The sequence below is a fragment of the Azospirillum sp. ST 5-10 genome, assembly GCF_051225715.1.
In the GTDB taxonomy this organism is placed as follows: domain Bacteria; phylum Pseudomonadota; class Alphaproteobacteria; order Azospirillales; family Azospirillaceae; genus Azospirillum.
The window spans coordinates 18,840-30,041 of record NZ_JBPJSP010000023.1 but is presented as its reverse complement, the minus strand read 5'-3'; the positions used below and the strand labels follow the sequence as shown (position 1 = coordinate 30,041).

Here is an 11,202-nt window from a genome sequence, read left to right as displayed (position 1 = left end):
GGCCAAGAGAAGGGACGAGTTTGTTCTGGCATTGGCAAAATACAGATAAGACATGCTGAACGGGACTCTTGCCATGCACAAGACGACGCCGCTGTTTCCTCCAGGACACGACGGGGTTCCGGCGGCACGGGACGGCACGAACCTTCGCCATGCGCGGCGCGCCGTCGCCACGGTCGCCGCCCTGGCCGTGCTGGCGGCTCCCGCCGCCGCCGTGGCGCAGACCGAGGAGCTCCTGGCGCGTCTGGAGGCGGTGGAGAAGATCCAGGCCAACCTGAACTTCGTCTGGGTGATGGCCGCCGCCGCCCTGGTCATGTTCATGCAGGTCGGCTTCCTGCTGCTCGAGGCGGGCCTGGTCCGCTCGAAGAACTCGATCAACGTGGCCCAGAAGAACCTCGTCGACTTCGTCCTGGCGGTGTCGATCTTCGGTGTCGTCGGCTTCGCCGTCATGTTCGGCAACAGCCTGGGCGGGCTGGTCGGCTGGAACACGAACATGCTGGCGTTCAATCACGCCAACGACTGGGACTACGCCTTCTTCATCTTTCAGCTCGTGTTCTGCGGCACGGCGGCGACGATCGTCTCCGGCGCGGTGGCGGAGCGCATGCGCTTCAACAGCTATCTCTGGGCGACGATGTTCGTCTCCGGCGTCATCTACCCGGCGTTCGGCCATTGGGCCTGGGGCAATCTGCTGATCCCGGACAACGCCACCTGGCTGAGCGGCCAGGGCTTCATCGACTTCGCCGGCTCCACCGTCGTCCACTCCGTGGGCGGCTGGGTCGCCCTCGCCGCGGTGATCGTGCTGGGCCCCCGCATCGGCCGCTTCGGTCCCGGCGGCCGCGTCAACACCATCCAGGGCCACAGCCCGGTGCTCGCCACCTCGGGCGCCCTCATCCTCTGGGTCGGCTGGATCGGCTTCAACGGCGGCTCGACCCTGGCCGGCACGCCGCAGTTCGCGCACATCGTCTTCAACACCATCGTCTCCGGCGCCGTCGGCGGCGTCGTCGGCATGATCGTCGGCCGCGTCCTCGACCGGCTGTGGCGGGTCGACCGCGTCATCAACGGGGTGCTCGGCGGGCTGGTCGCCATCACCGCCGGCTGCGACGCGGTGAGCGCGCTGGGAGCCGTGTTCATCGGCGCCTCCAGCGGCGTCGTCGTGCTGGTCGCCGGCGAGGCCATGGAGCGGCTGTTCAAGCTCGACGACGCGGTGGGCGCGGTGCCGGTGCACGGCGTGTGCGGCGCCTGGGGCACCTTGATGACCGCCTTCTTCGCCACGCCGGACAAGCTGCAGGCCGGCAGCGCCTGGGCGCAGTTCCTGGTCCAGGCGGAGGGCGTCGCCGCCGCCTTCGTCTGGGCCTTCGGGCTGTCGCTGCTCTTCTTCAAGCTGGTGGATTCCGCCACCACCGGCGGCATGCGCGTGTCGCGCGAGGACGAGCTGCTCGGCCTGAACGAGGCCGAGCACGGGGCGACGCTGGGCACCGGCGGCCTGCTCGCCAACCTGCTCGCCCTGTCGCGCGGCGGCGCCGACCTCAAGATCCGCCTCGACGAGGGGTCGGGGGACGAGGCGTCGGAGCTGGCGTTCGCCTACAACCGGCTGATCGACAACATCGAGCACGTGGTCGGCGGCGTCGCCGGCAGCGCCCGCGACCTCTCGCTGGCCGCCCGCGACCTGTCGGCGCTGTCGGCCGAGCTGGCGGTCCAGGCCCGCGACACCACGGCGAAGGCGTCGGTCGTGTCGGACAAGACGGCCACCGTGCGCACCAGCATCGACCGCATGGCCGGCGTGGTGCGCGCCGTCGACCAGCACGCCGCCGGCATCGACCGCGCCGCCGCCAGCATGGCCGACCACATCGGCCGCGCCAGCGCCGACACCGACCGCGTCACCGCCCGCATCGCCGCCATCGAAACCGGCATGGCGGCCGCCCGCCGGGTGGTCGACGGCGCCATGGCCCACGCCGGCAAGGCCAGCGCCACGGTCGACGAGCTGGGCCGCGCCGCCGGGGCGATCGGCGACGTGCTGAGCCTGATCCGCGAGATCGCCGAGCAGACCAACCTGCTGGCGCTGAACGCCACCATCGAGGCGGCCCGCGCCGGCGAGGCAGGGAAGGGCTTCGCCGTCGTCGCCGCCCAGGTGAAGACCCTGGCCGGCCAGACCGCCCATGCGGTGGAGGACATCGAGGCGAAGATCGCCGCCATCCAGGCCGAGGCCGGCGACGCCGTGACGGTGATCCGCGCCATCACCGGCGTCATCGACACCCTCGACGCGTCGGTGCACGACGTCTCCACCGCCGTCGGCGAGCAGGCCCAGGCGGCCCAGCAGATCGCCGCCAGCATGACCGAGGCCAACCACGAGGCCGCCGACGTCGCCGGCGCCATCGGCGACGTCGCCGCCTCGGCGCGTGACGCGCTGGGCGTCGTCGACACGGCGGTCCGCGAGAGCCGGCAGGTGGCCGGCGAAACGGTCGCCATGCGCGCCGCCGCCGAGGCCACCGACGCCCGCGCCGGGCAGCTCGCCGCCACCGCCGCGGCGATCGGCGACATCGCCCTGCGGCTGCGCGGCCTCGTCGGCACCATCGTCAGCGACGAGCCCGAACCGCACGCCCTGCCGCTGGCCGCCCAATGACCGACAGCGCCGCGCACCACCCGCCGCGGGCCGCCTCCGTGCTCCACCGCCTCTTCGGCCGCCCCCGGGAACGGCGCCGCGACCGCCGCGTCGACGGCAGCGGCGCCTGGCTGGTCTGCCGCGGCCACCGCCTGCCGCTGGCCGATCTGTCGCTGGGCGGGCTGCGCGTGCGCCAGGCGCCGGCGTCGCTGGTGTCCGTCGGCGAACGGATCGACTTCTCGCTCGAGCTGCCGATGGCGGTGCGCCCGCTGCTGGTGCAGGGCGAGGGCGAGGTGGTGCGGGTCGCTCCCGGCGAGTTCGCGCTCCGCTACGTCTCGGCCGACCACCGGCTGATGCGGGTGCTGCACTATTTCCTCGGCAGCCGCCCGCCGCAGGACGGTCGGCGGCACCGGTCCTGACCGCGCCCGCTCTAAATTCAAATGTTTGAAGCAAGATTCACGGTTTTGGCCGGATCGGCCAAAAGCGATCTTGCTCTAGCCGGCCGGCGCTGCGACGGGAACGCAGTTCTGCACGATGGGCGCGCAGGCCGACGGGTCGGCGCCGGGCGGGAAGGTGACGCGGCGGACGATGTCGCCGCCGAGGACGACGGTCGCCTCGCACCCCTCGTAGGTCCGCGTGCCGCTGCCGAACAGGGGAAAGCCGAGGCCGATGCCCAGCCCGACGCCGCCCGACCCGCCGGCCACGCCGAGGCTGGTCGACGGCCCGCCGTAGCCGTAGGCGCCGCGCGAGACGTAGGTGTAGAACTCCGCGCCGTCGGCCGTCGCCTGGCGCGCCGGCACGCCGGCGCACGACAGGAGCTGCGCCTTCGGCATGCCGACCATCGCCGTCTGGGCCCGCCGCACCAGCGCGGCGTCGTCGGCGCCCGTCGCGCAGGCGGCGAGCAGAAGCATGGGCGCCAGCGCCATCGCCGCGCGCGTCACCGTCGTCATGGCCGGACCTCCCGCGTCAACCACCATCCCCTCGTGAAACCCGGCCGGCCGGCCCCTGTTCCGCGGGCCGGCCGGCGCTACTCGCCGGCCGCCAGCGGCTCGGCGTAGAGGCCGACCGCGGTCACCCGCCGCAACGGTCCGGGAACCGCTCCGCCCGGGCCGGCGCCCGCCGTCCCGGCGGCGGCCGGCGGGGCGTCCGCTTCGACCAGGAAGCTGCTGCCGCCGTCGCCGTCGGCGCGGGCCAGCACGGCGGTCTCCCGCCAGCCGAGGGGCGCCAGCGCCGCGGCGACCGCCTCGGTCGACGTCGCCGCCGCCGCCTCGACGACCAGCAGGCTGCGGTCGCGGCCCGACGGGTCCGCCTCGTAGGGCGCGATGACGAAGCCCGGGGCATCCACGTGGCCTGCCGCCGGCGGCACGAAGGGCAGGCGCGCCACCACCCGGAGCGCCGTCCCCGGCAGGTCGCGCCACCACGGCGCGCCGCCGGCGTCCAGCGGCACCACGGCGACATCGGCCGCGCCGCTCTCCAGCACGCCGCGCAGGGCGGCCGCGGAGTCGGCCCGCGTCAACGCCGTGCCGGCCCCGAAGTAACCGGTCGCCAGCGCGTAGGACACCGCCTCGGGCGCGGCGTAGGCGACCGTGAAGTCGGTCTGCAGGCCGATCGACGAGGCGATGATCTCCTGCCAGACGCGCCAGGCCGCCGCGTCGGGCAGCGGCCCCTCGTTCTGCGCGGCGAGCCGGCGCATCAGCGCCGCCTGGCGGCCCGGCCGGTAGACCGGTCCGGCCCCGCCCTTCTTGGCCGCCGCCACCTCCAGGCTGATGGCGGACCGCCGGTTCAGCAGATCGAGCAGCCCGCGGTCGGCCGCGTCGATGTCCTTGCGGATCTCCTCCAGCGGGCGTGCCGGCTGGGCGTGGCCGGGCGCGGCGACCACCGCCAGGACGACGGCGAGGCAGGGAAGAAGGCGGTGACGGGTCATGGCACGGCAGACGGTCGTGGCGGATGCGTCGACCATAACACCCCGCCCGCCCGCCGGCGATGGCGGGATGACGGGGCTGCGGGGTGACGGTGGCCGGTTGACGACGGCCCTCCCGCCGCCGTAGGGGTGGAGGGCCGCGCCGCCGGCGCCATTCGGAGACCGTCCCATGACCGCCACCGTCCATCTCGCCCTGGGCAGCAACCTGGGCGACCGCCTGGGCAACCTCGAAGCCGCCATCGCCCGGCTCGGCGCGGGCGGCGTGCGGATCACCGCCCGTTCGCGGGTCTACGAGACGGCGCCGATGTACGTGACCGACCAGCCGGCCTTCCTCAACATGGCGGTGGCCGGCGAGACGGCGCTCGACCCGCAGGCACTGCTGGCCCTGGCCAAGCGCATCGAGGCGGAGCTGGGGCGGCGCACCGGCGGCCTGCGCTTCGGTCCGCGCGAGGTCGACGTCGACATCCTGTTCCACGGCGACCGCGTGCTCGACAGCGCCGACCTCACGGTGCCCCACCCCCGCATGGCCGAGCGGGCGTTCGTCCTGCGCCCGCTCGCCGACATCGCCGCGGCGGTCCGCCATCCCCGGCTGGGGCGCAGCGTCGCCGACCTGCTGGCGGCGGCCCCCGGCGCCGACACGGTGGTGCCGTACGCCGGGGGGGCGGCGGCGGACGGTCAGTAGAAGCGCCAGCGCCCCGTCAGCGCACGGTGTCGGCGCAGCAGGCGGGCGTAGGCGGCGAGCGCCGTGGCGAACAGGAGCCCGCCGAAGATGTCGTAGCCCGAGCCGGACGCCACCGCCATGACCGCCGCGGCCACCGGGATCGACCACGCCACGACGCGGATGTTCTTGACGAGTTGCCGGGCCTGCCGCTCGCGGTAGGCGTCGGCGATGCGGCGGGCGTCGCCGTCCTCCTCCAGCGGAGCGCCGGGCATGTCGAGGGCCGGGGCGGTCATTCGCACCACCGCGCCAGGGTGGCGTCGATCTCGGCGCCGCTGGCGACCCGGTAGCGCTCGCGGAACGCCGCCGCGCGCTGGCAGCGCCGGACGCCGTCGCCGTCGACGAAGAAGACATGGCCGGAGGACGCCTCGGAGACGCGCACGGCGCCCTCGACGGCGTTGTAGCGCGGAGAATACCAGCGGTGACGCGCGATCTGCACTGCAGCCTCCTCTTCCACGGTTCCCTCGGGCTTGCTCCGCCCGTGTCATATACGGAAAGCTCCGGCCTCCGTTCCGGACATTTCCGATCCCGTTTTTGGTATACCAGATCCCGAATGCCTGGTTCAAGCGCTCTTCCGCAGCGTCCCGCACACCGCTTTCGGCGGCCGCCGCTCGCCGGGGGGCTCCGGTCGGGTGGCATTCGTCGCACCGTGGGCTATACTGCCGGCCCTTCAGCCGATGCGGCGCCGACGCCCTCATCCGGGAGATCCAGCCCTTGGCCGACCAGCCCTCCGCGCGCAGCGCCGCCGCCTCCGGCGGGGCCACCTACACGATCTTCCTGCGCGACTTCACGTCGGCGGTGGCCCTGAGCGGGCGCGACGGACGCCACGCGGCGCGCATCAACATCCGCCTGACGGTCGCCCACCCCGGTGCCGGCTTCCCCGACGACATCGCCGCCGTCCTGTCCTACGAGGACATCGTCCTCGACCTGCGGGCCCTGTGTGCCGACGCGACGGTGGCCGGCCCGGCGGATCTCGCCGAGCGCACCGTCCGGCTGTGCCTGGCGCCGGCGCGGGTGCAGCGGGCCTGCGTCACGGCCGAGATCGCCGGGGCCGGCAGCGACGAGATCGTCCGCGAGCGGACGCCCGGACCCTGAACCGCCCGGACCAAGGTCCTATGACGTTGGGCCGGAATCGCGGAAAGCCGCCGGCCCGCGCTCACCCAAAGCGTTAATGACAGAATCCCTCGGGTTGTATTAGTGTGCGCCCACAGCGTTGGCGGGATTGTACGGGCCGGCAAGAGCCCGCGGCATCCCGGCGGCGCCCGATGCCGAGGGAGGAAAGGCATGGACCACCAGAGGGCCCCGAGTCTGTCCGAGATGCTGGATGACCCGATCGTCGTCGCCGTGATGCGCCGCGACGGCGTCAGCCGGGAACAGGTGCAGGCAGTGATCGAGCAAGTCCGCCGCAACCTCCGCGCCCAGCGCGCCCTGCGGGAGCGGCTCGCCGCCTGATCCCGTCCCTTCCGGTTCCGAACCGTCACCCGGAGAAAGGCGTTCGATGTCCCGCATCGAACGCCTTTCGTCTTGTCACGCCGCCTTGCCGTGGAAATCGAAGCCGGCGCTCTCCACCGCCTTGCGCACCACCTCGTCGGAGGCGCCGTCGACGGCCACCGTGCCGGACGGCAGGTCGACGTCGACCCGCGCCTGGGGTGCCAGCTTGACGATGGCGTTGGTGACCGAACGGGCGCAGCCGCCGCAGGTCATGCCGTCGACCTTGTACTTCTCTGCCATGGGATGGTCCTTTCCGGTGTCGTGGGTTGGTCGGATCGCAAGGTCCCTGCGGTTCAGCCGCACGAACAGCGGGCGCGCACGACGGTGCTGACCGGCACCAGGACGAAGCCGCGGCGCCGCATCTCGGGCAGCCAGTCGGCGAGCGCCGCCAGCGTGGCGTCGTGCGGGTGCCCGATGGCCACGGCGTAGCCGTGGGCGCGCGCCACCGCCTCGGTCCGGGCGAGCTGGGCGCGCACGGCGGCCACCGTCTGCGTGTTGTCGAGGAAGATGTCGCGCTCGGCGAAGGGCAGGTCGAGCCCGCGCGCCAGGTCCGGCCCGACGGTGCCGGGCGTGGTGCGGCTGTCGAGCCAGAGCAGGCCGCGGCGCCGCAGCTCCGCCAGGACCGGCGCCATCACGGCGCGGTCGGCGGTGAAGCGGCTGCCCATGTGGTTGTTGACGCCGACATAGCCGTCGAAGGCCGACAGCGCCTGCTCGAGGCGGCGCGCGATGTCGTCCGGCGCCAGGCCGACCAGCAGGGCCCCGGGGCCGGGGTCCGCCCGCACGCTCGGCTCCATCGGCAGGTGGACCATCAGCTCGTGCCCGGCGGCGCGCGCCGCCCCGGTCTGCTGCGGCAGGGCGTGGGCGTAGGGCAGCCAGGCCAGGGTCAGCGGCCCCGGCAGCGCGACGGTGCGGGCCGACCGCTTGCGGTCGACGCCGAGGTCGTCGATGACGACGGCGATGGCCGGCCGGCCGTCGACCGCCGGGGCCGCCACCGCGTTCCTCCGCCACGCCGGCACGCCGCCGCCGGCCGGCGGCGGTGGCGGTGGCGGCTGCATGGCCACCGGGACGACCGGCGGCCGCGGCTCCGGGACGGGGGGCACCGCCGGCGGCGCCGCGTCCGCCGCGTCCGGTGCCGCTCCCGGTGCCGTCACCGGTCCGGCCGCAGGGGCGGGTGGCGAGGCGGGCGGCGGCGCCGGACGGGCCGGCGGCATCGGGGCCGGAACCGGCGCCAGGGTCGGCGAGGCGACGACCACTCGCGCCGGTTCGGGCGGCGACGTGCCGACCAGCGCCGAGACCGCCGCCGCGCCGGCGAACACGCCGGCGACCGCCACCAGCCCGGCCAGCACCGGCCAGCCGGGCCGCTCCTTGGCGGCCGCCCGCCGCCGGCCCCGCCGCGCCGCCATCAGCCCCGGCCCCCGGCGCCGTGGCAGCAGTCGACGTGCCCGGCCGGCAGCCGCGACGGGTCGGCGATGCCGTCGAGGATCGGGCAATCGGGGCGATGGTCGCCGGCGCAGTGGTCGACGAGGTGCTGCAGGGTGCCGCGCATGCTCAGCAGCTCGGCCACCTTGGCGTCGATCTCGGCGATGTGGTTGAGCGCCAGCGCCCGCACGTCGGCGCTGGCGCGGCCGCGGTCGTGCCACAGCGCCAGCAGCGCCCCCACCTCCTTGACGGAGAAGCCGAGCGACCGGGCGCTCTGGATGAACCGCAGGGTCGACACGTCGCGCTCGCCGTAGACGCGGTAGCCGGCGGCGGTGCGCCCGGCGGACGGAATCAGCCCGACGCTCTCGTAGTAGCGGATCGTCTTCGCCGGCACGCCGGAGCGCTTGGCGACGGTGCCGATGTTCATGGCAGGTCCTGACCGTCCTCTGGGGAGCCGCGGGGCGCGACGGCGCCACGGTGCGCACACTGCGCCTTCCAGCCGCAGGAAGGTCAAGGCCTTTCGTCGCAGCGCCGGGAGGCTGGAAATCCGCCCACCGGCCGGTTAGGGTAGCCCCCCGTGAACGAGGCCGGAACGGCGGACCGCTGCCATGCTGCTCCTGATCGACAACTACGACAGCTTCACCTACAACCTCGTCCATTACCTGGGCGAGCTGGGGGCCGAGGTTGTGGTGCGCCGCAACGACGCGCTCTCGGTGGCCGAGGCGATGGCCATGAAGCCGGACGGCATCGTCCTCTCCCCCGGGCCGTGCGACCCCGACAAGGCCGGCATCTGCCTGCCGCTGATCGCCGCCGCCGAGCGGACGCGGATGCCGCTGCTCGGCGTCTGCCTGGGCCACCAGGCGATCGGCCAGGCGTTCGGCGGCAACGTGGTGCGGGCGCCGGTGCCGATGCACGGCAAGGTCGACGCCATCCACCACGACGGCCGCGGCGTGCTGGCCGGCCTGCCCTCGCCGTTCCGGGCCACCCGCTACCATTCGCTGATCGTCGAGCGCGGCAGCCTGCCGGAGTGCCTGCGCGTCACCGGCGAGACCGCCGACGGCCTGATCATGGCGCTGATGCACAAGGAGCTGCCGATCCACGGCGTCCAGTTCCACCCGGAGAGCATCGAGAGCGAGCACGGCCACGCCATCCTCAAGAACTTCCTGACCATCACGCGCCCGCTGGAGACCGTCGCATGAGCCAGCCCGCCGCCTCCGGCGACCTCACCGCCATGAAGGCCATCCTCGCCCGGGTCGCGGCCGGGCAGCGCCTGGACGAGGCGGACGCCGGCCGCGCCTTCGACATCATCATGTCGGGCAACGCCACGCCGTCGCAGATGGGCGGCTTCCTGATGGCGCTGCGGGTGCGCGGCGAGAGCGTCGACGAGATCACCGGGGCGGCCCGGGTGATGCGCGCCAAGGCGGTCCCCGTCGAGGCGCCGGCGGGCACCATCGACACCTGCGGCACCGGCGGCGACGGCGCCGGCACCTACAACATCTCCACCGCCGCGGCGCTGGTGGCGGCGGCCTGCGGCGTGCCGGTGGCCAAGCACGGCAACCGCGCCATGTCCTCAAAGTCGGGCGCGGCCGACGTGCTGGCGGCCCTCGGCGTCAACCTCGACTGCGACATGGCGCTGGTGAAGAAGGCGCTGTGGGAGACCGGCATCGGCTTCCTGATGGCGCCCCGCCACCACCTGGCGATGCGCAACGTCGGCCCGACCCGGGTCGAGCTGGGCACCCGCACCATCTTCAACCTGCTGGGCCCGCTCTCCAACCCGGCCGGCGCCAAGCGCCAGCTCCTCGGCGTCTATGCGCCGGAATGGGTGGAGCCGCTCGCCCAGGTGCTCAAGCGCCTGGGATCGGAGGCCGCCTGGGTGGTGCACGGCGCCGACGGGCTCGACGAGATCACCACCACCGGGCCGACGCGGGTCGCCCAGCTTCGCGACGGCGTCGTCAGCGTGTTCGACGTCGAGCCGCAGGATGCCGGTCTGTTCGTCGCCTCGCCCGAGGCGCTGAAGGGCGGCGACGCCGAGACCAACGCGGCGGCGATCCGGGCGCTGCTGGACGGGGCGCACGGCCCCTACCGCGACATCGTCCTCCTGAACGCCGCCGCCGCGCTGGTGGTGGCCGGCAAGGCGGCGGACCTGCGCGGCGGGGTCGACCTCGCCCGCCACGCCATCGACGGCGGCGGCGCCCGCGACGTGCTGCGCCGCCTCGTCACCATCACCAACGAAACGGTGCCGGCATGAGCGACGTCCTCACCCGAATCTGCGACGCCAAGCGGGCGCTGGTGACCGCGCGCAAGTTCGCCCGCCCCCTGGCCGACGTGGAGAAGGCCGCCCGCGCCGCGCCGCCGCCGCGCGGCTTCGCCGCGGCGTTGCGGCGCGCCGTCGCCGAGGGGCGCTACGGCCTGATCGCCGAGATCAAGAAGGCCAGTCCCTCCAAGGGTGTCATCCGGCCCGACTTCGACCCGCCGGCGCTGGCCCGCGCCTACGCGCTGGGCGGCGCCACCTGCCTGTCGGTGCTGACCGACGAGCCCTATTTCCACGGCCGCGACGAGTACCTGGTGGCGGCCCGCGGCGCCGTCGACCTGCCGGCGCTGCGCAAGGACTTCATGATCGACCCCTACCAGGTGGCGGAGGCACGGGCGCTCGGCGCCGACTGCATCCTGCTGATCATGGCGGCCCTCGACGACGCCCTCGCCGCCGACCTGGCGGCGGCGGCGCATGGCTGGGGGATGGACGTGCTGGTCGAGGTCCACGACCGTCCGGAGCTCGACCGCGCGCTCGCGCTCGACGCCGAGCTGTTCGGGGTCAACAACCGCAATCTCAAGACGTTAGCGGTCGATCTTAAGACGACGGAAGAGCTGGCGCCGCACGTTCCCGCCGACCGCACCCTGGTCGCCGAAAGCGGCCTCCACGGGCCGGCCGACCTGGCGCGCATGGCCGCCGCGGGGGCGCGCTGCTTCCTCGTCGGCGAGTCGCTGATGCGCCACGACGACGTCGCCGCCGCCACCCGCGCCTTGCTGGCGCGCGCGGCCTGAGCATCGGAGCGGCCC

General features: G+C 74.1%; 15 protein-coding genes. 8 read left to right on the top strand and 7 right to left on the bottom strand.

Annotated features, from left to right (window positions below; genetic code table 11):
• Positions 1 to 73: 73 nt before the first annotated feature.
• Complete coding sequence (amt, locus tag ACSBPG_RS22190; RefSeq protein ID WP_435539399.1) at positions 74 to 2,617, top strand: ammonium transporter; 2,544 nt, start codon at positions 74 to 76, stop codon at positions 2,615 to 2,617.
• On the top strand, positions 2,614 to 3,015 hold the full coding sequence (locus ACSBPG_RS22185) for a PilZ domain-containing protein (protein WP_435539398.1): 402 nt from the start codon (positions 2,614 to 2,616) through the stop codon (positions 3,013 to 3,015). The genes amt and ACSBPG_RS22185 overlap by 4 nt, the downstream gene beginning before the upstream one ends.
• A 75-nt stretch (positions 3,016 to 3,090) precedes the next feature.
• On the opposite strand, the gene ACSBPG_RS22180 is transcribed toward ACSBPG_RS22185, so the two are convergent.
• Both ACSBPG_RS22180 and ACSBPG_RS22175 read right to left on the bottom strand, forming a co-directional pair.
• Entirely contained in the window at positions 3,091 to 3,546 is a 456-nt protein-coding gene (locus ACSBPG_RS22180; RefSeq protein ID WP_435539397.1) for a hypothetical protein, read from the bottom strand.
• 77 nt (positions 3,547 to 3,623) lie between these two features.
• A complete protein-coding gene (locus tag ACSBPG_RS22175) occupies positions 3,624 to 4,556 on the bottom strand; it encodes a chorismate mutase (protein ID WP_435539396.1) in 933 nt (310 codons plus the stop codon).
• A gap of 130 nt (positions 4,557 to 4,686) precedes the next feature.
• Between ACSBPG_RS22175 and folK the strand changes: the two genes are divergently transcribed.
• Complete coding sequence (folK, locus tag ACSBPG_RS22170; RefSeq protein ID WP_435539395.1) at positions 4,687 to 5,199, top strand: 2-amino-4-hydroxy-6-hydroxymethyldihydropteridine diphosphokinase; 513 nt, start codon at positions 4,687 to 4,689, stop codon at positions 5,197 to 5,199.
• Here folK and ACSBPG_RS22165 read toward each other — a convergent pair.
• Complete coding sequence (locus ACSBPG_RS22165) at positions 5,193 to 5,471, bottom strand: hypothetical protein (protein ID WP_435539394.1); 279 nt, start codon at positions 5,469 to 5,471, stop codon at positions 5,193 to 5,195. The two genes, folK and ACSBPG_RS22165, sit on opposite strands and share 7 nt — an antisense overlap.
• Complete coding sequence (locus ACSBPG_RS22160) at positions 5,468 to 5,674, bottom strand: hypothetical protein (RefSeq protein ID WP_435539393.1); 207 nt, start codon at positions 5,672 to 5,674, stop codon at positions 5,468 to 5,470. The genes ACSBPG_RS22165 and ACSBPG_RS22160 overlap by 4 nt, the downstream gene beginning before the upstream one ends.
• 275 nt (positions 5,675 to 5,949) lie before the next feature.
• Between ACSBPG_RS22160 and ACSBPG_RS22155 the strand changes: the two genes are divergently transcribed.
• Both ACSBPG_RS22155 and ACSBPG_RS22150 read left to right on the top strand, forming a co-directional pair.
• Entirely contained in the window at positions 5,950 to 6,330 is a 381-nt protein-coding gene (locus tag ACSBPG_RS22155) for a hypothetical protein (RefSeq protein ID WP_435539392.1), read from the top strand.
• A gap of 189 nt (positions 6,331 to 6,519) precedes the next feature.
• Entirely contained in the window at positions 6,520 to 6,687 is a 168-nt protein-coding gene (locus tag ACSBPG_RS22150; protein WP_435539391.1) for a hypothetical protein, read from the top strand.
• A 75-nt stretch (positions 6,688 to 6,762) separates the two neighbouring features.
• Here ACSBPG_RS22150 and ACSBPG_RS22145 read toward each other — a convergent pair whose 3' ends face one another.
• The 3 genes from ACSBPG_RS22145 to cueR are packed head-to-tail and all read right to left on the bottom strand — an operon-like array spanning position 6,763 to position 8,572.
• Positions 6,763 to 6,966 (bottom strand): heavy-metal-associated domain-containing protein, encoded by a 204-nt coding sequence (locus ACSBPG_RS22145; RefSeq protein ID WP_435539390.1) that lies wholly within the window; start codon positions 6,964 to 6,966, stop codon positions 6,763 to 6,765.
• 53 nt (positions 6,967 to 7,019) lie between these two features.
• Positions 7,020 to 8,129: a divergent polysaccharide deacetylase family protein gene (locus ACSBPG_RS22140; RefSeq protein ID WP_435539389.1), complete on the bottom strand. Its 1,110-nt coding sequence runs from the start codon at positions 8,127 to 8,129 to the stop codon at positions 7,020 to 7,022.
• Positions 8,129 to 8,572: a Cu(I)-responsive transcriptional regulator gene (cueR, locus tag ACSBPG_RS22135; protein WP_435539388.1), complete on the bottom strand. Its 444-nt coding sequence runs from the start codon at positions 8,570 to 8,572 to the stop codon at positions 8,129 to 8,131. The genes ACSBPG_RS22140 and cueR overlap by 1 nt, the downstream gene beginning before the upstream one ends.
• A gap of 181 nt (positions 8,573 to 8,753) precedes the next feature.
• On the opposite strand from cueR, the gene ACSBPG_RS22130 reads away from it, so the two are divergent.
• From ACSBPG_RS22130 to trpC, 3 genes are read left to right on the top strand one after another with little or no spacing between them, the layout of a single operon-like run.
• Positions 8,754 to 9,344, top strand: a complete 591-nt coding sequence (locus tag ACSBPG_RS22130; protein WP_435539387.1) for an anthranilate synthase component II — start codon at positions 8,754 to 8,756, stop codon at positions 9,342 to 9,344.
• Positions 9,341 to 10,393, top strand: a complete 1,053-nt coding sequence (trpD, locus tag ACSBPG_RS22125) for an anthranilate phosphoribosyltransferase (protein ID WP_435539386.1) — start codon at positions 9,341 to 9,343, stop codon at positions 10,391 to 10,393. The genes ACSBPG_RS22130 and trpD overlap by 4 nt, the downstream gene beginning before the upstream one ends.
• Complete coding sequence (gene trpC, locus ACSBPG_RS22120; protein ID WP_435539385.1) at positions 10,390 to 11,187, top strand: indole-3-glycerol phosphate synthase TrpC; 798 nt, start codon at positions 10,390 to 10,392, stop codon at positions 11,185 to 11,187. The genes trpD and trpC overlap by 4 nt, the downstream gene beginning before the upstream one ends.
• The last annotated feature ends 15 nt before the right edge of the window (positions 11,188 to 11,202 follow it).